A 21,388-nucleotide genomic window follows, 5' to 3' on the forward strand; every position below is an offset into this window, starting at 1 on the left:
CGGCGGCGGGGGCCGCGGCAGGCGCGGCGGGCGCAGCCGGGGCCGCGGCAGGGGCCTCGGCGAGGGCGGCGGCACCGTCGGACACCTTGCGGTTCGGGTTGCCGACGACGATCCCCTCGGGGAGGCCGCGCCGGACCGACTCGAGGAGCATCTGTGCGACGTCGACGACCTCGGGCGCGGCGGCCTCGTCGTCGGCGGTCTGCGCGGTCACACCGTCGGAGAGCATCACGCGGCAGAACGGGCAGCCGGTGGCGATCTTCTTCGGGGTTTCGGCGGGCGTCGAGGACAGCGTGTTCAGGGCCTCGTCGACGCGGTCGATGTTGATGCGCTTGCCGAGCTGCTCCTCCATCCACATGCGCGCACCACCGGCGCCGCAGCACATGGACCGTTCGAGGTGCCGCGGCATCTCCTTGAGGGTGGCGCCGGAGGCGCCGATGAGCTCGCGCGGGGCCTCGTAGACCTGGTTGTGCCGGCCCAGGTAGCAGGGATCGTGGTAGGTCACGTCCTCGCTCGGGGGCGCGACGGGGACGAGGCGCTTGTCGCGGACCAGCTTGTTGAGCAGCTGCGTGTGGTGGACGACCTCGTAGTCGCCGCCGACCTGCGGGTACTCGTTGCCGAGCGCGTTGAAGCAGTGGGCGCAGGTCACGACGATCTTGCGCTGCTTCGCGGGCACGCCCTCGAAGACCTCGTCGAGCTGCTCGATGTTCTGCTGCGCCAGCATCTGGAACAGGAACTCGTTGCCCGCGCGGCGCGCGGAGTCGCCGGTACAGGTCTCGCCCTGCCCCAGGACCAGGAAGTTCACGGCGGCCACGTCGAGGAGCTCGGCGACGGCCTTGGTGGTCTTCTTAGCGCGGTCCTCGAAGGCACCGGCGCAGCCCACCCAGAAGAGGTACTCGAAGCCGTCGAAGGACTCGACGTCCTGGCCGTAGACCGGGATCTCGATGTCCATCTCGTCGATCCAGGCCGTGCGCTGGCTGGGGCTCTGGCCCCAGGGGTTGCCCTTGTTCTCGAGGTTCTTGAACAGGCCGGCCAGCTCGTGCGGGAACTCCGACTCGATGAGCACCTGGTAGCGGCGCATGTCGACGATGTGGTCGACATGCTCGATGTCGACGGGGCACTGCTCGACGCAGGCGCCACAGGTGGTGCAGGACCACAGGACCTCGGGGTCGAGGACGCCGCCCAGGGCGCCGTCCTCACCCGCGGGGCCCACGAGCGCGCGCTCGGCCTCAGCGCGGGCCTCGGCGGGGATCTTCTCGAGCGCCGCCTCGTCGACGGTGCCGTCCTTGCCGACCAGGCCGATCTGCTCGCCGGCCGGATCCGTGCGGCCGCCGGCCAGGAGGTACGGGGCCTTGGCGTAGCCGTGGTCGCGCAGGCCCATGATGAGCAGCTTCGGGCTCAGCGGCTTGCCGGTGTTCCATGCGGGGCACTGGCTCTGGCAGCGACCGCACTCGGTGCAGGTGGTGAAGTCCAGCCAGCCCTTCCAGGAGAAGTCCTCGATCTTGCCGGCGCCGAGGTTGTCGACGTCGGGATCGGTGTTCTCCATGGTCAGGACCTTGCCGTTGGAGATCATCGGCTTGGCGGCACCCAGTGCGCGGCGGCTGCCCAGCTCGCGCTTGAAGTAGATGTTGAAGAAGGCCGAGAAGCGGTGCCACGCGACGCCCCACGTGAGGTTGCTGCCCACCAGGATGAGGAACAGGACGCCCGACATCAGCTTGACGAAGGCGAAGACGGTGATGAGCGCGGGGCTCGAGGGGAGCAGCGTCGCGACGTGGCGGGTGAAGAAGTCGGTGACGGGGTCCGACTCGCCGTACGTGGCGATCTTGCCGGCCTTGACCAGGATCATGCCGACGCCCTCGGACAGGACGATGGCCTCGATCGTGTACGCGGGCAGGAACTTGCTGCCGGCGAAGCGGGAGAACAGCGCGGGGTTGCGCGGGTGCTTGACCTGGCGGACCACGATGAGCACGAGGATGCCGAGGAAGGTCGCGATGCCGAGGATCTCGTCCAGCAGGTGGTAGACCGGCCATGAGCCGACGACCGGCCAGTGGAACGACGGGTCGAAGGTCTGCGGCAGAGCTTCGAACCAGAACACCATGCCGGCGAGGAAGCCGATCATGACGAACCAGTGGGCGATGCCCACCGTGCGGTTCTTGATCATCTTGGTGTGGGCGAGGAACTCGACCACGACCTCCGCCGCGCGGGGGATGAAGGGGAGCCAGCGGTCCTTCGCGGACTGTCCCTGCGCGATGATCCGCACCATCCGGAATGCGCCCCGGAAGAAGATCGCCCAGGCGATCACGAAGGCGATCAGCCCGATCGTTCCGAGCGTGATGTTGAGCGGGGTGATGTCGGACTCGGCGGCGGCCAAATGGGTCTGGTCCACGTCGTGCACCTTTCTGCCTCGCGGGCTGGGTAGCGCCCATGTTACTTGTCGGTAATATGGGCGCGAAACCACTGCGTCTGGCATTACCGTAGATCGCGGACCTGGGGCCTTCGCGCGAAGGATGACCTAACTACCTGGTCGGTAAGGTGTGGTCATGAGTTCTGTCGCATCGTCGAACGCCCGCCCGGCCGGGCGGCTGCGATCCATCGTGACGGGCATCACGGGAATCGGACCCCTCCACCGCCCGGAGGAGGCACCGTCGGCACCCGTCGCGATCGCGTTCGGCGCGTCCGTGCGCGGTGGTCGTCCGGGCTCGTTCGTCGAGGGCAGGCTCGAGGCGACGTTGCAGCTCTACCGGCTGGGGAAGGTCGAGAGAGTCCTGGTCTCCGGCAACGCGGGCGGCACGTCCGGCGACGAGATCGCCGTCATGACGGCGTGGCTGCGCGACCGGGGCGTGCCGGCATCGGCACTGCTCACCGACGGTGCCGGCCTCGACACCTATCTCACCTGCCGGCGCGCCCGGGACGAGTTCGGGGTGGACCGTGTGCTCCTCGTCTCCCAGTTCTTCCACGCCCGACGGGCCGCCGCCCTCGCCCGGCACCTCGGCCTCGATGCCGTCGCCGTCCGCGCCGAGTGCGCCTGCTGCCGTCGCGCCTGGGTCCGCAACCTGGCCCGCGAGTACCTCCTGTCGCGCCCGAAGGCTGCGCTGGACATCGCTCGCGGGCGCTGACCTCGGGCGGCGAAATTCGGGTGACAGCGCGCGTAGGGTGGAGTGCATGAACCGAGGAGGAGTGTCCGGCGCCCTGCGCCACGGCAGATGATCCCGCCCCGCAGCCGATCCACCGGATCGGCTGCGCAGCTCTGCCCACACACCTCACCCCCGGAGCGCCTCGCCCGGGGACCACAGAACGGTTCTATTCCATGGATCCCGTATCCCAGCAGCAGATCATCGACGCCTTCCGCGGCGCCACCAAGAGCGAGATCAAGCGCGCGACCTTCCCCGCCGATTTCGACGACCTCGACTTCGGCCGGCTCGAGTACCTCGGGTGGCGCGACAGGAAGATCCCGCGCCGCGCCTACGTCACCGTCCCGACCGACGGGCCCGACGGGCTGGTCACCATCCTGCTCACCCAGGCCGAGGCCAAACCCAGGGCGAAGGCCATGTGTTCCTGGTGCCGTGACGTGAACATCACGAGCCAGGCGGTCCTGTACACGGTCCGACGGGGCGGCGCCGCCGGCCGCAAGGGCGACACCATCGGCATGCTCGTGTGCGAGGACTTCAGCTGCGCCGCGAACGCGCGCAAGCTGCCGCCCGCGTTCCACAAGGGCACCGATGTCGAGCTGATCCGCGAGCAGAACCTCGCCGAGCTACGGCTGCGCGTGCAGGGTTTCGTCGCCGAGGTGCTCAGCACCGAGGAGTAGTCACTTGTACTGCGGCTTACCGTAGTTCGGGTTGTTGCCGGTGGGGATGGCGATGTTGATCGGCCGGAAGCCGCCCAGGTACACGAGCTCGAAGGTGTTCGCGAGCTGGTCCATCTGGCGGTACAGCTCGGGAGGGAGGGCGGCCTGCGTGAGCCCTCCCTCGCGGATGGCCACGTAGGTCGGCCAGGTCGCGGTGAGCAGGCCCTGGTACAGCGGCTGCGGCGGCAGCTGCATCCAGTCGGTCAGCTTGTCGCCGAGGGAGTAACGGGTGAACGCCTCGATCGCCGGCCGCGAGACGATCCGCCCGTCGAGGTCGCGACCGAGGTCCATCAGCATGTTCGCGATCTTGACCCCCTCGGGGGTCGGGCCCATGATCGTGTCGAGATCCCGCTGTGCCTGGCGCTCGGCCTGGTCCCAGCTCGACGGGATGTACTCGTCGCGGATGCCCAGCATGTGCCCGTTGACCTGCCAGGAGTGCAGCAGCCCGTCGACCTCGTCCTGCGGCAGGTGGACACCCCAGTTCCGCATGATCCGCATGCCCATGGTGGCGAGGGTGTGCCAGGTGACCATCATGTCGGCCTGCGAGATGGGCTTGGGCTGGTCGGCGACCTTGCGCCAGTGCGGTGACTGCGGCAGCAGGTGTCGCACGGCGCCGTGCGTGAGGCGGACCTTCACCGCGGTGGTGGCGGCCCGTCCGTTGGGGCCGTACGCGCCGACATTGATCTGGTCGTACACCAGGCGGTAGGTCTTCGCGATGCGGTCCTTCATGTCCGCTCCGCCGGCCGACCAGTAGACGGCCCGCGACTCGCGCGGGATCACCGACATCATGATTCCGCCGCAGAGCCCGATGATCGTCGAGAGGTAGAAGCTGCGGGTGGTGTAGAACGTGTCGGCGCCCTTCATCAGGCGGGGGTCGAGCCACTCGGGGAGCTTGCGCGCCTCCTCGATGAAGTCCCGGACGTCCGACGGCATGCCGGCGGGAACGGGCTGCGAGTTCGTCGTCCACTGCGCGAGAGCGCGATTCGTGCGGTCGACATCACCGCGCTCGAGCACGGACTTCATGAGTGCGTCGCACTCGGGATCCCAAGTCGTGCGGGAGTCCGGGGTGGTGCTGCTGCGGACGCCGGGCTCGGCGGAGGCGAGTCCGGTGCCGAGGGTGCCCGCCAGTGCGGCGACGCCGGCTCCGGCTACTCCCACGCCCGCCACGCGTAGCGCGTCGCGCCTGCTGATGCCGTCCTGTACCGCGGTCCTGTCCACGCTCACGTCCTCTCGCCTGTGATCCCGGCGAAGGGTAGCGAGCTCCATGTTGCTATTGCAACATGGGCATCACTCCTTGGCGTGCGGCAGCTTCGCGCCCTTGGGCGAGACCCGCCCGGCCGACGGTGGCGGCACCATCGGGCCGATGTCACCGTCGGGGGCGGCGTCGAGGTCTAGCATGACGGGAGCGTGGTCCGACGGACCCTTACCCTTGCGGGCCTGCCGGTCGATCCACGCGGCCGCGGTCCGGTCGGCGACGGTGCCACTGGCTAGGATCAGATCGATCCGCATGCCGAGGTTCTTGTTGAACATGCCGGCGCGGTAGTCCCAGTAGGAGAACACCTGCTCGTGCGGCCAGCGCTCGCGGACGACATCGCGCAGGCCGAGGGCCTCGAGCGCGGCGATCGCGTCGCGCTCGGGGGCCGTGACGTGCGTGTGGCCGGCGAAGGCCGCCGGGTCGAAGACGTCCTCGTCGGTGGGCGCGATGTTCATGTCGCCGCAGACGAGCTGGGGGACGGCGTCGGCCTTCACCTGCGCGACGAGCGCGGCGAGCCACTCGAGCTTGTAGGTGTAGTGATCGGAGTCGATCTCGCGACCGTTCGGCGTGTAGAGCGAGTGCACGCGGATGCCCGGGTCGCCGTCTCCGGCGCCGCAGACGCCCGAGATCGCGCGTCCCTCGACGATGCCCTCGTACTCGGGCGCGCCCGGGATCCCGACGACGACGTCCTGCAGGCCCACCTTCGACAGCAGCGCCGAGCCGTTCCACTGCGGTTGCCCCGCGGTGGCGAACTCGTAGCCGCGTTCCTCGAGATCGGGGCCGATCAGCGTGGCGAAGGCGTCGTCGGTCATCTTGAGTTCCTGCAGGCAGACCACATCGGGCCGGCGCGAGTCGAGCCACTCCAGCAGCCGTCCGTGCCGCTGCTTGACCGAGTTCACATTCCAGGTGGCGACGCGCATGCCCCCACCGTATCGGGGTGTCCTGACAGGTCCGCGGAGGCGGTCGTCGAGACTGGACGGCATGGACTCGAGCGAGCGGTACCTCCACGCCGCGGTCGCGGCCTCGGCCGTGGTGATCCGCGAGTACTCGACATCGTTCTCGCTCGCCGCGCGGATGATGCCGCGTCGCGTGCGGAGGCACATCACGTCCATCTACGGGTTGGTCCGGGTGGCGGACGAGATCGTCGACGGTGCCTGCCCCACCGATCCGCGGGCCCACCTCGACGCGCTCGAGGTGTCCGTCGAGGCCGCGATGGCGGACGGGTTCAGCGCGGACCTCGTGGTGCACGCCTTCGCCGCGACCGCCCGCACGACCGGCTTCGGCACCGAGCTGACCAGGCCCTTCTTCGCATCCATGCGCGCGGACCTGACCCCCGCCCCGCATACGCCCGAGTCGCTCGCCGCGTACATCCACGGCTCCGCCGAGGTCGTCGGGCTGATGTGCCTGCGCGCCTACCTGGTCGGGGTGGCACCGTCGGACTACGAGCGCTTGGCCCCCGATGCCCTGCGCCTCGGCGCCGCGTTCCAGAAGGTCAACTTCCTGCGCGACCTCACCGACGACGAGCTCCGGCTCGGCCGCGCCTACCTGCCCGAGCTCACGCAGCAGGCGTTCGACGGTGCCCTCGACGACGCCGCCGCCGACCTCGCCGCCGGCCGCGCCGGCATCGCGCAGCTTCCCCGGGACGTGCAGCGCGGCGTCCGCGCCGCCGCCGACCTCTACGAGGAGCTCGTGCGCCGCCTGCGGTCCGCCGGGCTCGACGGTGCCCGGTCCGGCCGGATCCGCGTCCCCGCGCCGGCGAAGGCCTCGGTCCTCGCCCGCTCGGTCCTCGCCCCGCGATGACGGTGTAGTCGCTCACGCAGGGTATGCGCCTGCTGCATACCCCCGTCATGCCTGGTCAAGGCATGTTTCACGGCTGGAGGCTATGCGTTGCTTGCATAACCTCGCGGCCAAAGGCGTTGTGCCCGGTCGTCACGACTGCTATATCTAGATACAAATTCGATCTAGGTAGGAGTCGAGACGAAGGCGAAGGACTTCGCTGAGCGGGACGAGAAGTGGGGCGCACGCTACCTCGTCACGCTCGCGTGGCAGGACGGCGTCGATCGTGACCTCGTCGTCGCTCGGCAGAACGAGCTCGTCGACTCGATCGAGGCCGCGGGGGTCCCCGCTGAAGAACTGTTCGGCGATCCAGTCGTTCTCGCCCGGTCCGACGCTCTTGAACTCGGTACCGCGGAGGCGGACGCGGACGCTGCTGAGAGTCTGGGCATGCGCGACGTCTTCGCCCTGTGTGCGGCGGTCCTGCTCGTGATGGGAATCGGGTTAGGCGGGATGTTCCTGTTCGACGGGGGAGGCCCCGTCGACGTGGGTGTCGGTCCGCTCGCACTCGGGGCGGGCGTCGTGACGTGCCTGATCGCGGGTTCGGCGGCGGTGTCCTTCTACACCGCCGGGCGGGTGCGTACGGCGACGAGGCTGGCCGTCGGTGCCCTGGGCGCAGTGGCCGCCGGCGCAGTCGTCGCTGGAGTGGTGGGATCGGACGCCGTACTGATCACGGGCGCGCCCCGGTGGGCGGTCGCGGTCACGTTCCTACTTCCGAGCGCGTTTGCATTCGTGGCCTGGCGGCTCGTGCCGCCGCGGACGCCGCAGACTGCGTGGACCGACGACGAATGGTTCGAGCGTTTCCGGGGAACCCTGCGTGCCAAGGGGGTTCATTGGAAGATCGCGGCGGACTACGAACGCAACCTGCGGGCGGAGCTGATGACCACCGCGTTCGACGACTTCGGGGCGCCCGGCGCGATCGCGCAACGACTCGCGGGTGATGCGTCCGGTGCATCGGGTCGCTACTGGTGGCGCGTGCCGGCGTTCTACCTCGTGCTGGCGGGTCTGTGGGGCCTCCTCGCGATCGATGCCGACGGCTTCACGCGATTCACGAGCGCGGTCCTCGGTGCTGCCTTTCTGTACCTCGCAGCCGTACAGCTGAAGCGGGCGCGGAAGGCCCGGTTGCGCAGGGCGACCGCATGAGCAGCGCCGCGTGGCAGCGGGCGACCTTGCCGCTCCTGATCCTCGGCGTGCTGGAGACCGCGCCGCGGCACGGGTACGGCGTCTCCGCCGCGCTGGTGGGGGTGGGGCTGCAGCCGATCAAGGGCGCGCAGCTCTATCCCGCGCTGGTGAAGTTGGAGAACGACGGGGCCATCGTCGCGGAGTGGGAGCAGAGCGAATCCGGTCCCGCGCGCAAGGTCTACCAGCTCACGGACAGCGGCCGCGCCGAGCTGGCCCGCCTACGCGAGGAGTGGCGCGAGTTCACAGCCGCCGCAGCCGCGCTCGGGGCCACGTCAGCGCGCTGAGTGCAGACCAGGTTCCGAAGGCGGCTGCATCAACGCTGTTGGGGCACTACGAGAACGGAGGGGATGCGTTGGACGCATACCCTCCGTGAACGACTACCACCCCGCAGCGGGGCCGATGATCTACTGCGACGCGGCCTGCGGCAGCTCGACCACAGGGTTCCGCTGCAGGAACGAGGTGATCAGCGCGGCGAACTCGCTCGCGCACTCGAGCTGCGGCATGTGGCCGACGCCCGGAATCAGGTGCGTCTCCGCGTGCGGGATCAGCTTCCGGGCGTTCTCCAGGTGCGCGGGCGGCAGCACCGCATCGCGCGAACCCCACAGCACCATCGTGGGGCGCGGGGTCGTCGCGATCGTCGCGTGCAGCTCGTCGCGCCAGCCCGGAAGGATGCCGCGGCGCACCGAGCCGAGGAGATCCGCGGTCTTCCACGCGGTGAGGCCGGCGTCGGTCTCGCGGGCGATGGCCATCGCGTGGTTGACCCGGGCGCGGGTGGCGTGCGACTTGTCGGCGAAGATCAGCCGCTCCTGCAGGATCGCACCCGGCCGGCTCGGCGTGGTCGCGATCAGCTTGCCCAGCACGGGAACCCCGAGCAGGCGCAGCAGCGGCGTGACCTCGGAACCGAAGCCCGCCGGGTCACGAGCGTCATCGATGCGACGAGTTCGGGGCGCTGGGCCAGCAGCGTCATCGTGACCGCGCCGCCCAGCGAGTTGCCCGCCACGTGCACGGGGCCGCTCACCTCGAGCGTGTCCAGCAGCTCGCCCACACCGCGGGCCAGTGCCGCGAGCCCGGCACCGTCGGGATGCGGCGCGGACCAGCCGTACCCGGACAGGTCCGGCGCGATGAGCCGGTACTGCCCGTTCAGCGCCTCGAAGGTCGGGTCCCAGTCCTCCAGGCTGCGTGTGATGCCGTGCAGCAGAACCAGAGTGGGCAGCGACGCATCGCCGGACGTGCGTACTCGCACCCACCGGCCGCGCACGGGGATCCGAGAGATCATCGGTTCGACTCGATCCACTCGAAGGTCGCGTCGGCCAGCGGTCCGGGGTTCTGCGCCACCACCCAGTGTCCGCCGGGTACGGACACGTGCCGCGAGCGCGGCGACTTGTCCAGGCCGGCCAGCTGCAGCGGCGGCGTCACGAACAGATCGCCCTCGGGGGTGATCACCTGCACCGGAACGGAGGTCGTCGCCTCTGCGGGCTTGAGGAACGGGCCGGGCATGTTGGCGCGGTACAGGTTCAGGCCGTTGGTGAAGTCACGCTCACTGCGGACGTACCCCTGCGCGACCTTGCCGCCGGTGCCACGCTTCTCCAGCGTCTCGATCAGCTTCTGGCCCCAGCCACGCTTGTACAGCGAATCGGCGAGCCCGGGCGCGAGGAAGAACGGGATGTACGTCGAGCCGGCGGCCTGGCGCAGCCGCGCCGGCACGTCCTTGAGCCCCCTGACCCCCTGCAGGTACTCGCCCGCGTGGTTGAGGTTCGGCCCGGAAACCGATGTGTACGACGCGGTCTTGTCCGCCACCGCCGGATCGACGACTGCGTGCCAGCCCTGGATGGAGCCCCAGTCGTGGCCGATCAGGTGCACCTTCGACCGATCACCGCTCACCTCGCGCACCGCGTCGATGACTCGCGAGATGTCGGAGATGAGGCGGTCGAACCGGTATCCGGACTTGCCCGCCGGTGCCTCCGATTCGCCCGCGCCGCGCACGTCGTAGCTGTACACGTTCGCGCGGCCGTCGAGCGCCGCGGCCACGCCGTCCCATACGTGGTGGTTGTCCGGGTAGCCGTGGATGGCGAGCACCGTCGGGCGCGCCGCGTCGTGGGTGCCGTAGCGGAAGCCCGCCAGGGTGAGGCCGTCGGACGTGGTCACGTCGAAGCGGTGCTGGTCAGTCATGGTGTACGCCTTACAGATCGATGGTCAGATGCGAGCCCGCCGCGCGCGAGACACAGGTCAGCATCTGGCCCTGCTCCCGCTCGAAGGGCGTCAGGGTCTTGTCACGGTGGTCGACGGTGCCCTCGGTCACCGTCATCCGGCAGGTGCCGCAGAAGCCCTGCTTGCAGGAGTACGGGGCGTCGGGCTTGGCCGCCAGGATCGCGGACAGCAGAGTCTCGTCCGCGGCCACCTCCAGCGTGATGTCGGAAGCCGACAGTGTTGCGGTGAATGGCTTTCCGTCGACCACGGGCGGTGCTGAGAAGCGCTCGTAGTGCAGCTCGACGTCGGTGCGGCCGATCAGGCCGACGCGCAGTGATTCCAGCATCGGGATCGGGCCGCACGCGTACAGCGCGGTGGGGCCGGGGGTGTCGCCGATGAGGATGTCAGCGGTGGGGATGCCGTGCTCGTCGTCGGTGCGGACCTCGACCTTGTCCCCGAAGGTGGCCACCTCGGCGATGAACGGGATGGTGTCGGTCGAGCGTCCGGTGTAGAGCATCGACCAGCTCAGGCCGAGGCGTTCCGCGGCGATCATCATCGGCAGGATCGGCGTGATGCCGATGCCGCCGGCGACGAACCGCAGGTGCTCGGCCGCCGATCCGTGGCCGGGCACGGCCATCGGCATGCCGTTGCGCGGCCCCTTCACGGTCACCGTCGAACCGACGTGCAGGGTCTCGTGCACCTCGACGGAACCGCCTCCGCCGCCGGGGATCCGGCGTACGGCGATGCGGTAGGTGTCCGAGTCCGCGGGGTCGCCGCACAGGGAGTACTCGCGCATGCGGCCCGACGGGAGCAGCAGGTCCAGGTGAGCACCGGGCGTCCAGCGGGGGAGTGGGGAGTCGTCGGCGGAGACGAAGGTCAGTGCGACGACGTCCTTGTCGTGCGCGACGATCTCGCGGGAGACCACGCGCAGGTCGCGGGACGTGCTGGGCTCGGCCAGATTCCGTGGACGCATCAGGTGTGCGAACGCCGGGATGGTCACGCCGAAGAAGGCGTTGGCGAAGCGCAGCAGCGGGTCGTGCTTCCAGCGGCCGTACAGGTGTGGGGGGACCTCGGTGACGGGCTCGCCCCAGGGGCGGAAGACCGACGGTGCCTTCTTCTCGCTGGTCATCCGTTCGCCGCCCGGGCGGCCGGCGAGGTGGCGAGGTAGGCCACGGCCTGTGCCGTCGAGCCGATCGAGGCCGGGTCGAAGCTCGGCTTGAAGTAGATGAGCGTGAACTTCACGACGTCCCGCAGCTTCGGCAGGATGTTCTTGTGCGAGCCCTTGAGGTACTCCCACCACAGGCGCGGGTAGGAGTAGCTGAAGTTCGGGTCCTTGCGCAGCATGTAGCCGGAGGTGCGATGCAGCGCGAGGACGAGGAAGACGATGCCCACGATCATCGCGCGGCAGCGGTGGAAGTAGCCGGGGTCGAAGTAGTTCGCCACATCGTGGGCGACGGACCGGTGTTCGACCTCCTCGGCGCCGTGCCAGCGGCAGATGTCGGCCATCGTCGGGTCGACGTTGAACTCGTCCCAGGCGTTGTTGAGCGCGAAGACGCCGAGGATCGCGGTGTAGTGCTCGACGGCCGCGATCAGCCACAGCCGCTGCACCATGTCGTTGTACTGGGCGCGATCGGAGTGGTACGTCCGTGGCGCGAGGATCTTGCGGAAGATGTACTCGAACTGCCGGGCCACGGGCTGCGTGTCGATGCCGCACCGCTCCAGGTACTCGGAGAGCGCGCGGTCGTGCGACTCGGCGTGCATGGCCTCCTGGCCGATGAAGCCGCGCATCGTGCGGGCGAGGTTCTCGTCCTTCACGAAGGGCAGCGCCTCGGTGTAGACCTCGCAGAACCAGCGCTCGCCCTCGGGGAGGACCGAGTGCAGGATGCTGCTGATGATGTCGCTGGCCACGGGCTCGCCCGGGATCCATTCGAGCGGGACGTTCTCCCAGTCGAAGCTCACGTTGCGAGCGTGGATCTCGACCTCTGCGGGCTCGTGCTGTGCAGCCTTGGCGCGCGCACTCATCGGTGTGACTCCTTCCGCGGGTGTCTTGACATTCAACACCCTGGTGTCAAGTGGCGCCATCCTGCGGTGAGAGCGCTCGGCACGAAATCTATCACTTTCCTGCACCGGTGCAGAACTGCTTGCGCGGTCACTGTGACGGCCGTAACGTACAACGTGATGGTTGTAGATGAATGGGCACCGGACGAGGTGGACCGCCTCTTCCACGCCCTCGCGGATCGCACCCGGCGCGACATCGTCGTCCGGGTGATCGAGCGGGAGTGCTCCGTCTCGGAGCTCGCCCGCGGCTACGACATGAGCTTCGCGGCGGTGCAGAAGCATGTGGCGGTGCTGGAGCGGGCGGGCCTGGTCACGAAGCTACGACGGGGCCGCGAGGCCCTGGTCCGTCCCGACATCGAGACCATCGCGCGCGGTACCCGCCTGCTGCGCGGATACGAGGACCTCTGGCGGGGACGAGTCGCGCGGATGGATGCGCTGCTCGACCCGTCACCGTCCGAACCGATCGACTGACTCGACCAAGGAGTTCCGCCATGCCCGTGCTCACCACCGGCGCCGATCGCGACGCGCTCACGTTCACTCTGGAGGCGGAGTTGGCCGCCCCGCCCGAGAAGGTCTGGCAGCTCTGGGAGGACCCGCGGTTGCTGGAGAAGTGGTGGGGTCCGCCCACCTGGCCGGCCACCTTCGTCCGGCACGAGCTCCGCCCCGGAGGCGAATCGCGCTACTTCATGACCGGTCCGGACGGGACGAGGGCGGCGGGGTGGTGGTCGACCGAATCCACGGACGCCCCAGCAACGTTCACCTTCCGTGACGGCTTCGCCGGCGCGGACGGCGAGCCCGTCGACCCCGAGGACTACTCCGTGAACACCGTCGTCCTCACGGCCGCGGGCGGATCGACGCGGATGGAACTGGTCGCCGTGCACCGCACGCTCGAGCAGCTCGAGCGGGTGCTGGAGATGGGCATGGCGGAGGGGATGACCGAGGCGATGAACCAGATCGACGCTCTCCTCTGAGCGGTGTGGTGGATTGTGCCCGCTGGGCGGGCACAATCCACCACGGGTGGAGAGCGGAACTCACCACTCCCAGTGCGCGCGCTGAGCTGCGACCGCCCACGCGGTGATCCGGCCGGTATCGGCCCGCTCGGGCAGCGGGGTGCCGCGGTCGAGCAGCTCGCGCACCTGCCGCTCGAGCACCCCGATCGCCGCGGAGACCGCGCCGCGCGGGGCCTCGCCCCTCTTCACGGCGAGTACGTGCTCGCGCTGTTCGTCCGGCATCGGCAGGGTGAGCGTCCCGAATCGGGCGATCTCGTACCCCTGGTAGGCGAGCCGTAGGGCGTGGCTGCCGTACTTCACGTCCCACCCGTACCGCTCGATCAGCTCGGGCCGATTCGGAACGCCGCTCGCCCGGCCCAGCATCCGCTCGTGCTGGGCGTGCATGTATCCGAGGAATCGCTCGACCGCCTGCCGGGAGAGGAACGCCGCGCGCAGCTCCCGGAGCGACCGCCCGAGATCGGTTGCCGTGATCACCGATTCCTCGGGCGCGTACAGCGGCAGGAGCACCGTCGGGTTGCCCTTGACGGCCAGCCGCAGATACTTCCGCAACGAATACATGACCAGGTCGGTGTCGCCGGGGCCGCTGCGCACACCCTCGGGCTGCGTCCGCCAGATGTAGTCCGGACGGTGCTCCTCGACGCCGAGCAGGGACTCCGGCGGCTCGATGTACACACCGAGCTCGTCGTGGTCGTCGGTGCCCGCGATCGCGATGCCGTGCACGCCGGAACCCACTACGGTGCGCAGGATCTCGCCCTGCAGCGCCACGTCGCGGTCCCCGTACTCGACATTCTTCCGATCGGTCATGCCGTGACGATAGATACGTCCGACGGTGTGCTCAACTGAATATCGCTTGGCCGCCGATCCGCGACAGCGCAGCATGGACGGGTGTACCCGACCGTCTCCACCACCCACCGAACGCGGAGGATGGCGCACGAGTCGGAGCCAGTGGATCCGTGGCGGTAGTCGTTCACGAGGGGCCGAGCGCCTGCGCGGCCAGTCGGCCGGAGATGAGCGCCGGCGGAACTCCCACGCCGGGGTGCGTCATCGACCCGGCGAGCACCGCGTTCGCGAGGCCGGGGACGCGCTGCGGCCGGCGCAGCGGCCCGGTCTGGCGCAGGGTGTGCGCCGCGGCGAACGGGGTGCCGGCGGACATGCCCTGCCGCGCCCAGTCGGCGGGGGTGTCCACTCGGAGGATCTCCCCGGAATCGATGCCGCGGTAGCCGCGGCCGGCGAGCGTCCGGAGCACGTCGCGGGCGTAGTCGGCACCGATGGAATCCCAATCCAGCGGCGCGGATTCGAGGTTCGGGCAGGGTGCGAGCACGCTCACCGGTCCGGGCTCGCCCGTCGTGATCGACGGTCTGGTGATGAGGAACGACGGGTCGCTCATGAGCCGGCCGCGGCCCCGGGTGGCGGTGATCTCCGCGAAGGTCCGCTCCCACGCGGCGCCGAAGTCCAGCGTGTGGTGCGCCTGCGTGGGCCAGTGCTCCTGCTGGTCCGGATCCACGTCGAGGTGCAGCACCACCGCGGACGGCGAGTGCCGCACGCGGCGCGGGGCGCGGCCGCCCAGGGGTGCGATGAGTCGATCGGTGACCGGGGAGTCGGCGGTGAGCACGACCCCGTCGGCGGCGAGCTGCCGCACCCCGTCGTCCGAGCGGGCCCGCAGTCCGGTCACCCGCCCGCGCCGACCGTCGAGGCCGAGCACCTCGTGCCCGAGCAGGACGGTGCCGCCCGCCCGTTCGACCTGCTGGGCCATCACCGTGGCGACCCGTCCCATTCCGGCACGCGGGTACCAGACGCCCAGGCCGACGTCCATGTGCGAGATCACGGCGTAGATCGCCCGCGCCGAGGACGGCGCGACCCCTGCGTACAGGGCCTGGAAGGTGAGCATGCGGCGGGCGCGCGGGTCTCCGACACGGCGGTCCACCTGGTGCTGCATCGAGCGCAGGGCGCCGAGCCGCACCAGTCGGCCCAGCGCCGCGAGGTCGCGCGGGTTCGCGTAGGAGGACCACGCGGCGTCGCCGGCGATGAACCGCTCGAAGGCACCGTCGAACATCGCCTCCTGCCAGCGCATGTGCTCCTCGGCGGCGAGGTCGTCGGGCACGTGCAGCACGCCGGCGGGCAGGCCGTCCAGCGCCGGGAAGCGGCCCGCGTACGCGGGGGTGACGGGCAGCAGATCCAGTTCGTCCTCGGCCGCGGAGCGGTCCAGCCCCGCGGCGGCGAGGGCGTCGAAGACCAGTTCCGGCATCGTCAGCACGCTCGCGCCCGGGTCGACGAGGTGCCCGCCGATCAGCTCCGTCCCGGCGCGCCCGCCGACCTGCGACGATCGCTCCACGACGGTGACCCGGTGGCCCGCCCCGAGCAGGTGCAGCGCCGCCGACAGTCCGGACAGTCCCGCCCCGATGATTCCGATGTGCACGGGTCGAGTCTAGGAACACCGACCGCGGGCGGATTCGCCGACGGCGAACGCCCGGAACAAGCCGCCGGGCGCGCGACGTTGAGCGGGGCAGACTGAACTTTGGAGGTCCCATGTCTGAGCAGATGACTCTGCCCGTTCTCTTCGTTCCCGACCTCGTGGTGCTGCCCGGCATGGTCGTCCCGATCACGCTCGACGATGCCGCGCAGGCCGCCGTCGACGCCGGCCGCGCCAGCGAGCGCGGCAAACTCCTCATCGCCCCGCGGCAGGGCGACGGCTACCCCACCCACGGCGTCGTGGCGTCGATCGTGCAGATCGGGCGCGTGCAGGGGCAGTCCGAGTTCGTCGCGGTGCTCCGCGGCGAGCAGCGCGCCCATATCGGTTCCGGAACCACCGGCCCGGGCGCGGCGCTGTGGGTGGAGGTCGACCTCATCGAGGATTCGCCCGTCACCGAGCGCACCAAGGAGCTGGCCGCCGAGTACCGCAAGGTCGTGCTCGCGATGCTGCAGCGCCGCGAGGCCTGGCAGGTCATCGATGCCGTCAACAAGCTCACCGATCCCGCGGCCCTGGCCGACACGTCGGGCTACTCCTCGTGGCTGACCGACGAGCAGAAGCGGCGGCTGCTGGAGACCGGCGATGTCGACGAGCGGTTGCAGCTGCTCATCGACTGGACCGGCGAACATCTCGCCGAGACCGAGGTCAGCGACAAGATCGCCGCGGACGTCCGCGAGGGGATGGAGAAGCAGCAGAAGGAGTTCCTGCTCCGCCAGCAGCTGAACGCGATCCGCAAGGAGCTGGGCGAGGGAGAGCCCGAGGGGTCGGACGACTACCGCGCCCGCGTCGAGGCTGCGGACCTGCCGGAGAAGGTTCTTCAGGCGGCGCTGCGCGAGGTCGGCAAGCTCGAGCGCGGCACCGACCAGAGCCCCGAGGCGGGCTGGATCCGCACCTGGCTCGACACGGTGCTCGACCTGCCGTGGAACACGGTGACCGAGGACGTGACCGACCTCAAGGGCGCCCGCGAGATCCTCGACGCCGACCACCACGGCCTCGACGACGTGAAGGACCGCATCGTCGAGTACCTCGCCGTCCGCAGCCGGCGGGCGCAGCGCGGCATGTCCGTGGTCGGCGGCCGCGGGTCGGGAGCCGTCATGGTGCTCGCCGGCCCTCCCGGCGTGGGCAAGACCTCGCTCGGCGAGTCCGTCGCCCGCGCGCTCGGCCGCAGGTTCGTGCGCGTCGCCCTGGGCGGCGTGCGCGACGAGGCGGAGATCCGCGGGCACCGTCGCACCTACGTGGGTGCGCTGCCCGGCCGGATCGTCCGCGCGATCGGCGAGGCGGGATCGATGAATCCCGTTGTGCTGCTGGATGAGATCGACAAGGTGGGCTCCGACTACCGCGGCGATCCCGCGGCGGCGCTGCTCGAGGTCCTCGATCCGGCGCAGAACCACACCTTCCGCGATCACTACCTCGATCTCGACCTGGACCTGTCCGACGTGGTCTTCCTCGCCACGGCCAACGTGGTCGAGAACATCCCGTCGGCGTTGCTCGACCGGATGGAGCTGGTCACCCTCGACGGCTACACCGAGGACGACAAGGTCGCGATCGCCCGGGACTACCTGGTCCCGCGGCAGCTCGAGAAGGCGGCCCTGACCGCCGACGAGGTGACCGTCACCGACGCCGCCCTGCACGAGATCGCGGCGAACTACACCCGCGAACCCGGTGTCCGGCAGTTCGAACGGCTGCTCGCCAAGGCCCTGCGCAAGGTGGCCGTCGAGCAGTCCGATGGTGCCGCGCGCACCGTCGTGGACGTGGACGGCCTGGTCGGCTACCTGGGCCGGCCCCGGTTCACCCCGGAGACGGCCGAGCGGACCGAGGTGCCCGGCGTGGCAACGGGTCTGGCCGTGACGGGCATGGGCGGCGATGTCCTGTTCATCGAGGCGCTGCACACGCCGGGCGAGGGCGGGCCGGAGCTCAAGCTCACGGGCCAGCTCGGCGACGTGATGAAGGAGTCGGCGCAGATCGCGCTGTCGTACGTGCAGGCGCACGCCGTCGACTTCGGCATCGATCCGGCCGCGCTGAACGGCACGGTGCACATCCACTTCCCGGCCGGCGCCGTCCCCAAGGACGGGCCGTCGGCGGGCGTCACGATGGTCACCGCGCTGGTGTCCGTGCTGACGGGGCGGCGCGTGCGCAGCGATGTCGGGATGACCGGCGAGGTCACGCTGAACGGACGGGTACTGCCGATCGGCGGCGTGAAGCAGAAGCTGCTGGCCGCGCAGCGCAACGGCCTCAAGACGGTGTTCGTGCCGCAGCGCAACGAGACCGATCTCGACGAGGTCCCGGACGAGGTCCTCGCCGCCCTCGAGGTCAAGCCCATGACCGATGTGGCCGAGATCGTCGCGCAGGCGCTCGAGCCGGTCGCGCAGGGCGCGCAGGCCGCCGCCTAGCGGGGTCGACGGTACGCGGGCGGGTCGCTTCGGCGGCCCGCCCGCTGTCGTGTCCGGACTACAGCGAGACCTCGGTGACCTCGGTGAACACCATCGAGGCGCCGCCGGTGGCGAAGTTCGCGACATCCTGGCCCACTTCGCGGCCGATGTCCGAGCCGAGAGCCGCGAGGAGATCGGCCTTGCTGTCGAAGTACAGCTCGGCGACCTGGTAGATCTCCGGGGTGCTGCCGTCGAGCGTGTCGCCCTTCGATACCGCCGCGCTCCGCAGTCCGGGGAGCTTCGCGGCCAGCGGCAGGTGCGTGCCCGTGTAGTACGCGTCGAACGCCGCGGCGTCGGTCGGCTGGTTGTAGAGCACGGTCAGTCGGTACATCGGATCTCCTGGGTCTGGGACGCGGTCTCCCCCGACGCTACTGATCCGCCCGCGCGCCCGGGTCGCTTCCGCGTCCCACTGTCGTCGACCGGTGGTACCGGACGGCGCGTCGGTCTGTGAGTGAGGTCGCAGCGGACCGTCGGAGCCTGTGACCTGCACCGACCAGAGTTGAGCGGATCTGACTCAAGAATTTCCGGGAATCGGGAACATTCCCGTCCGGGCGTCCGTTGGACAGGACGTACTACTTGAGCGTGTCCCGCTCAATGGGGTAGAACTGAAGTGTTCGCCCCTTGAGTCGGGGGCGCTGAAGTCTTGTTCAGCAGGAAGAAACCATCGGCCGCGTGCGGCCGGCAACCAGGAGGCAAACAAATATGGGACGTGCAGTAGGCATCGACCTCGGCACCACCAACTCGTGCGTCGCTGTCCTCGAGGGCGGCGAGGCGGTCGTGATCGCGAACGCCGAGGGCTCGCGGACCACCCCGTCGGTGGTGGCCTTCGCGCGCAACGGCGAGGTCCTGGTGGGTCAGCCCGCTAAGAACCAGGCCGTCACGAACGTCGACCGCACCATCCGCTCGGTCAAGCGTCACATCGGTACGGACTGGACGCAGAAGATCGACGACAAGGACTACACCAGCCAGGAGATCAGCGCCCGCACGCTGATGAAGCTCAAGCGCGACGCCGAGGCGTACCTGGGCGAGGACGTCACCGACGCCGTCGTGACGGTGCCCGCGTACTTCAACGACGCGCAGCGCCAGGCCACCAAGGAGGCCGGCCAGATCGCGGGCCTGAACGTGCTCCGCATCGTCAACGAGCCCACCGCCGCCGCGCTCGCGTACGGCCTGGACAAGGGCGAGAAGGAGCAGACCATCCTGGTCTTCGACCTCGGTGGCGGCACCTTCGACGTCTCGCTGCTGGAGATCGGCGACGGCGTCGTCGAGGTCCGCGCGACCTCGGGCGACAACAACCTCGGTGGTGACGACTGGGATCAGCGCATCGTCGACTGGCTCGTCGAGAAGTTCAAGGCGCAGCACGGCATCGACCTGACCAAGGACAAGATGGCCATGCAGCGTCTGCGCGAGGCCGCGGAGAAGGCGAAGATCGAGCTGAGCTCGGGGCAGAGCACCTCGATCAACCTGCCGTACATCACGGTGGACGCGGACAAGAACCCGCTGTTCCTCGACGAGAACCTCAGCCGTAGTGAGTTCCAGAAGATCACTAACGATCTGCTCGAGCGCACCCGCAAGCCCTTCCAGGCCGTCATCAAGGACGCCGGGATCGCCGTGGGCGACATCGACCACGTCGTGCTGGTCGGTGGTTCCACCCGTATGCCCGCCGTGACCGAGCTGGTCAAGGAGCTCACCGGCGGCCAGGAGCCCAACAAGGGCGTCAACCCGGACGAGGTCGTCGCCGTCGGCGCCGCCCTGCAGGCCGGCGTGCTGCGCGGCGAGGTCAAGGACGTGCTGCTGCTCGACGTCACCCCGCTGTCCCTCGGCATCGAGACCAAGGGCGGCGTGATGACCAAGCTCATCGAGCGCAACACCACGATCCCCACCAAGCGGTCCGAGACCTTCACCACGGCGGACGACAACCAGCCGTCGGTGCAGATCCAGGTGTTCCAGGGCGAGCGTGAGATCGCGGCGCACAACAAGCTGCTCGGCAGCTTCGAGCTGACCGGCATCGCGCCGGCTCCGCGCGGCGTGCCGCAGATCGAGGTCACCTTCGACATCGACGCCAACGGCATCGTGCACGTGACCGCGAAGGACAAGGGCACGGGCAAGGAGAACACCATCAAGATCTCCGACGGCAGTGGCCTGTCGCAGGAGGAGATCGACCGGATGATCAAGGACGCCGAGGCGCACGCCGCGGAGGACAAGGCGCGCAAGGAGGAGGCGGAGACCCGCAACCAGGCCGAGTCGCTGGTCAACCAGACCGAGAAGTTCCTGGCCGAGAACGCCGACAAGGTCCCGGCCGAGAACAAGGAGAAGGTCGAGGCCGCGATCAAGGAGGCGAACGAGGCGCTCCAGGGCACCGACATCGCCGCCGTGAAGTCGGCCGTCGAGAAGCTGTCGACCGAGTCGCAGGCTCTGGGCCAGGCCATCTACGCCGCGGCCGGTGCCGAGGCGGGCGCTGAGGGTGCCGACGCCGGCGCCCAGCAGGACGACGGTGTCGTGGACGCCGAGGTCGTCGACGAGGATCCGAAGGACGCCAAGTAATGACGAGCCCCGAGAATCCGGTGGAACCGGACGAGGTGACCCCCGAGGCCGTGGCGGAGGAATCCGCCACGGCCCCGGCCGGGCCGGACGACGCGGCGCAGGCCGAGGTCGTGGACGGGGCGCCGTCGAGCAAGGAGGCGGAACTCACCGCCGACCTGCAGCGCGTCTCGGCGGAGTTCGCCAACTACCGCAAGCGCACGGCGCGCGAGGTCGTCGACGCGCGCGCCGCGGGCAAGGCCTTCGTCGTGGGCGAGCTGCTCGTGGTCCTCGACGATCTGGACCGGGCCCGGGGTCATGGCGACCTCGAGGCCGGACCGCTCAAGTCCGTGTCCGACAAGCTCGACGGCGTGCTCAAGGGCCTCGGACTCGAGCCCTTCGGTGCGGAGGGCGACGAGTTCGACCCGGCGATCCACGAGGCCGTCCAGCACGAGGGCGACGGTGCCGACCCCGTTGTGGGGACGGTGCTGCGCCAGGGATATCAGATCGATGGCAGGGTGATCCGCAATGCGATGGTCGCCGTCACGGATCGTCCGGCGGATGCATCGGTTCAGTCCGCACCGGGCGACTCATAGAAGGGAG

Annotated in this window: 21 protein-coding genes; 10 read left to right on the forward strand and 11 right to left on the reverse strand. The window is 69.7% G+C overall.

Features of this window, described 5'->3' with window-relative positions; all coding sequences use genetic code 11:
• The coding region (locus HF999_RS01440; protein ID WP_168544407.1) for a (Fe-S)-binding protein at window positions 1–2,347 on the reverse strand (2,347 nt) is incomplete at its 3' end.
• A gap of 190 nt (window positions 2,348–2,537) precedes the next feature.
• Here HF999_RS01440 and HF999_RS01445 point away from each other — a divergent pair.
• On the forward strand, window positions 2,538–3,113 hold the full coding sequence (locus HF999_RS01445; protein ID WP_168544171.1) for a SanA/YdcF family protein: 576 nt from the start codon (window positions 2,538–2,540) through the stop codon (window positions 3,111–3,113).
• A gap of 191 nt (window positions 3,114–3,304) precedes the next feature.
• Window positions 3,305–3,805, forward strand: a complete 501-nt coding sequence (locus tag HF999_RS01450) for an FBP domain-containing protein (protein ID WP_168544172.1) — start codon at window positions 3,305–3,307, stop codon at window positions 3,803–3,805.
• On the opposite strand, the gene HF999_RS01455 is transcribed toward HF999_RS01450, so the two are convergent.
• Together HF999_RS01455 and HF999_RS01460 are read right to left on the reverse strand one after the other, a co-directional pair.
• Window positions 3,806–5,068, reverse strand: a complete 1,263-nt coding sequence (locus HF999_RS01455) for an oxygenase MpaB family protein (RefSeq protein ID WP_312853977.1) — start codon at window positions 5,066–5,068, stop codon at window positions 3,806–3,808.
• A gap of 63 nt (window positions 5,069–5,131) precedes the next feature.
• A complete protein-coding gene (locus HF999_RS01460) occupies window positions 5,132–6,019 on the reverse strand; it encodes an exodeoxyribonuclease III (RefSeq protein WP_168544173.1) in 888 nt (295 codons plus the stop codon).
• 61 nt (window positions 6,020–6,080) lie between these two features.
• Here HF999_RS01460 and HF999_RS01465 point away from each other — a divergent pair, with 61 nt between their 5' ends.
• The 3 genes from HF999_RS01465 to HF999_RS01475 all read left to right on the forward strand — a co-directional run bounded on the left by HF999_RS01465 (window position 6,081) and on the right by HF999_RS01475 (window position 8,398).
• Window positions 6,081–6,899 (forward strand): phytoene/squalene synthase family protein, encoded by an 819-nt coding sequence (locus HF999_RS01465; protein ID WP_168544174.1) that lies wholly within the window; start codon window positions 6,081–6,083, stop codon window positions 6,897–6,899.
• A gap of 423 nt (window positions 6,900–7,322) precedes the next feature.
• Window positions 7,323–8,075 (forward strand): hypothetical protein, encoded by a 753-nt coding sequence (locus tag HF999_RS01470; protein ID WP_168544175.1) that lies wholly within the window; start codon window positions 7,323–7,325, stop codon window positions 8,073–8,075.
• A complete protein-coding gene (locus HF999_RS01475; RefSeq protein WP_168544176.1) occupies window positions 8,072–8,398 on the forward strand; it encodes a PadR family transcriptional regulator in 327 nt (108 codons plus the stop codon). Before HF999_RS01470 ends, HF999_RS01475 begins: the two co-directional genes overlap by 4 nt.
• Before the next feature lie 120 nt (window positions 8,399–8,518).
• On the opposite strand, the gene HF999_RS22145 is transcribed toward HF999_RS01475, so the two are convergent.
• From HF999_RS22145 to HF999_RS01495, 5 genes are read right to left on the reverse strand one after another with little or no spacing between them, the layout of a single operon-like run.
• On the reverse strand, window positions 8,519–8,974 hold the full coding sequence (locus tag HF999_RS22145) for an alpha/beta fold hydrolase (protein WP_210733365.1): 456 nt from the start codon (window positions 8,972–8,974) through the stop codon (window positions 8,519–8,521).
• Window positions 8,959–9,390 carry an alpha/beta fold hydrolase gene (locus HF999_RS22150; protein WP_210733366.1) on the reverse strand — a complete coding sequence of 144 codons (432 nt, stop codon included), beginning with the start codon at window positions 9,388–9,390 and terminating at the stop codon, window positions 8,959–8,961. Before HF999_RS22150 ends, HF999_RS22145 begins: the two co-directional genes overlap by 16 nt.
• Window positions 9,387–10,283, reverse strand: a complete 897-nt coding sequence (locus HF999_RS01485) for an alpha/beta fold hydrolase (protein ID WP_168544177.1) — start codon at window positions 10,281–10,283, stop codon at window positions 9,387–9,389. The genes HF999_RS22150 and HF999_RS01485 overlap by 4 nt, the downstream gene beginning before the upstream one ends.
• 10 nt (window positions 10,284–10,293) lie before the next feature.
• Window positions 10,294–11,430: a PDR/VanB family oxidoreductase gene (locus HF999_RS01490; protein WP_168544178.1), complete on the reverse strand. Its 1,137-nt coding sequence runs from the start codon at window positions 11,428–11,430 to the stop codon at window positions 10,294–10,296.
• Window positions 11,427–12,323 carry a metal-dependent hydrolase gene (locus tag HF999_RS01495; RefSeq protein ID WP_168544179.1) on the reverse strand — a complete coding sequence of 299 codons (897 nt, stop codon included), beginning with the start codon at window positions 12,321–12,323 and terminating at the stop codon, window positions 11,427–11,429. Before HF999_RS01495 ends, HF999_RS01490 begins: the two co-directional genes overlap by 4 nt.
• Before the next feature lie 156 nt (window positions 12,324–12,479).
• Here HF999_RS01495 and HF999_RS01500 point away from each other — a divergent pair, with 156 nt between their 5' ends.
• Window positions 12,480–12,830, forward strand: a complete 351-nt coding sequence (locus HF999_RS01500) for an ArsR/SmtB family transcription factor (RefSeq protein ID WP_168544180.1) — start codon at window positions 12,480–12,482, stop codon at window positions 12,828–12,830.
• A 20-nt stretch (window positions 12,831–12,850) separates the two neighbouring features.
• Complete coding sequence (locus HF999_RS01505) at window positions 12,851–13,330, forward strand: SRPBCC family protein (RefSeq protein WP_168544181.1); 480 nt, start codon at window positions 12,851–12,853, stop codon at window positions 13,328–13,330.
• Between the two features lie 60 nt (window positions 13,331–13,390).
• On the opposite strand, the gene HF999_RS01510 is transcribed toward HF999_RS01505, so the two are convergent.
• Window positions 13,391–14,173 carry a nucleotidyltransferase domain-containing protein gene (locus tag HF999_RS01510; RefSeq protein ID WP_168544182.1) on the reverse strand — a complete coding sequence of 261 codons (783 nt, stop codon included), beginning with the start codon at window positions 14,171–14,173 and terminating at the stop codon, window positions 13,391–13,393.
• 163 nt (window positions 14,174–14,336) lie between these two features.
• Entirely contained in the window at window positions 14,337–15,785 is a 1,449-nt protein-coding gene (crtI, locus tag HF999_RS01515; RefSeq protein ID WP_312853978.1) for a phytoene desaturase family protein, read from the reverse strand.
• A gap of 110 nt (window positions 15,786–15,895) precedes the next feature.
• On the opposite strand from crtI, the gene lon reads away from it, so the two are divergent.
• Window positions 15,896–18,226 carry an endopeptidase La gene (gene lon, locus HF999_RS01520; RefSeq protein ID WP_168544183.1) on the forward strand — a complete coding sequence of 777 codons (2,331 nt, stop codon included), beginning with the start codon at window positions 15,896–15,898 and terminating at the stop codon, window positions 18,224–18,226.
• 58 nt (window positions 18,227–18,284) lie between these two features.
• On the opposite strand, the gene HF999_RS01525 is transcribed toward lon, so the two are convergent.
• A complete protein-coding gene (locus HF999_RS01525; RefSeq protein ID WP_168544184.1) occupies window positions 18,285–18,596 on the reverse strand; it encodes an EthD family reductase in 312 nt (103 codons plus the stop codon).
• 371 nt (window positions 18,597–18,967) lie between these two features.
• Between HF999_RS01525 and dnaK the strand changes: the two genes are divergently transcribed.
• The gene (gene dnaK, locus HF999_RS01530; RefSeq protein ID WP_168544185.1) at window positions 18,968–20,809 is read left to right on the forward strand and encodes a molecular chaperone DnaK; all 1,842 of its coding nucleotides are present in this window, start codon (window positions 18,968–18,970) and stop codon (window positions 20,807–20,809) included.
• A complete protein-coding gene (grpE, locus tag HF999_RS01535; RefSeq protein ID WP_168544186.1) occupies window positions 20,809–21,381 on the forward strand; it encodes a nucleotide exchange factor GrpE in 573 nt (190 codons plus the stop codon). The genes dnaK and grpE overlap by 1 nt, the downstream gene beginning before the upstream one ends.
• The last annotated feature ends 7 nt before the right edge of the window (window positions 21,382–21,388 follow it).

It is taken from the genome of Tsukamurella spumae (assembly GCF_012396015.1).
Lineage (GTDB): Bacteria > Actinomycetota > Actinomycetes > Mycobacteriales > Mycobacteriaceae > Tsukamurella > Tsukamurella spumae.

What these genes read in the sequence shown, in the direction of transcription:
- HF999_RS01490 (WP_168544178.1), bottom strand. Translation starts at nt 11,430, where the DNA reads ATGACCAGCGAGAAGAAGGCACCGTCGGTCTTCCGCCCCTGGGGCGAG.
- lon (WP_168544183.1), top strand. Translation starts at nt 15,896, where the DNA reads ATGTCTGAGCAGATGACTCTGCCCGTTCTCTTCGTTCCCGACCTCGTG.
- HF999_RS01475 (WP_168544176.1), top strand. Translation starts at nt 8,072, where the DNA reads ATGAGCAGCGCCGCGTGGCAGCGGGCGACCTTGCCGCTCCTGATCCTC.
- dnaK (WP_168544185.1), top strand. Translation starts at nt 18,968, where the DNA reads ATGGGACGTGCAGTAGGCATCGACCTCGGCACCACCAACTCGTGCGTC.
- HF999_RS01495 (WP_168544179.1), bottom strand. Translation starts at nt 12,323, where the DNA reads ATGAGTGCGCGCGCCAAGGCTGCACAGCACGAGCCCGCAGAGGTCGAG.
- HF999_RS01460 (WP_168544173.1), bottom strand. Translation starts at nt 6,019, where the DNA reads ATGCGCGTCGCCACCTGGAATGTGAACTCGGTCAAGCAGCGGCACGGA.
- HF999_RS01445 (WP_168544171.1), top strand. Translation starts at nt 2,538, where the DNA reads ATGAGTTCTGTCGCATCGTCGAACGCCCGCCCGGCCGGGCGGCTGCGA.
- HF999_RS01485 (WP_168544177.1), bottom strand. Translation starts at nt 10,283, where the DNA reads ATGACTGACCAGCACCGCTTCGACGTGACCACGTCCGACGGCCTCACC.
- grpE (WP_168544186.1), top strand. Translation starts at nt 20,809, where the DNA reads ATGACGAGCCCCGAGAATCCGGTGGAACCGGACGAGGTGACCCCCGAG.
- HF999_RS01470 (WP_168544175.1), top strand. Translation starts at nt 7,323, where the DNA reads ATGCGCGACGTCTTCGCCCTGTGTGCGGCGGTCCTGCTCGTGATGGGA.
- HF999_RS01465 (WP_168544174.1), top strand. Translation starts at nt 6,081, where the DNA reads ATGGACTCGAGCGAGCGGTACCTCCACGCCGCGGTCGCGGCCTCGGCC.
- HF999_RS01450 (WP_168544172.1), top strand. Translation starts at nt 3,305, where the DNA reads ATGGATCCCGTATCCCAGCAGCAGATCATCGACGCCTTCCGCGGCGCC.
- HF999_RS22150 (WP_210733366.1), bottom strand. Translation starts at nt 9,390, where the DNA reads ATGATCTCTCGGATCCCCGTGCGCGGCCGGTGGGTGCGAGTACGCACG.
- HF999_RS01500 (WP_168544180.1), top strand. Translation starts at nt 12,480, where the DNA reads ATGGTTGTAGATGAATGGGCACCGGACGAGGTGGACCGCCTCTTCCAC.
- HF999_RS01505 (WP_168544181.1), top strand. Translation starts at nt 12,851, where the DNA reads ATGCCCGTGCTCACCACCGGCGCCGATCGCGACGCGCTCACGTTCACT.
- HF999_RS01525 (WP_168544184.1), bottom strand. Translation starts at nt 18,596, where the DNA reads ATGTACCGACTGACCGTGCTCTACAACCAGCCGACCGACGCCGCGGCG.
- HF999_RS01510 (WP_168544182.1), bottom strand. Translation starts at nt 14,173, where the DNA reads ATGACCGATCGGAAGAATGTCGAGTACGGGGACCGCGACGTGGCGCTG.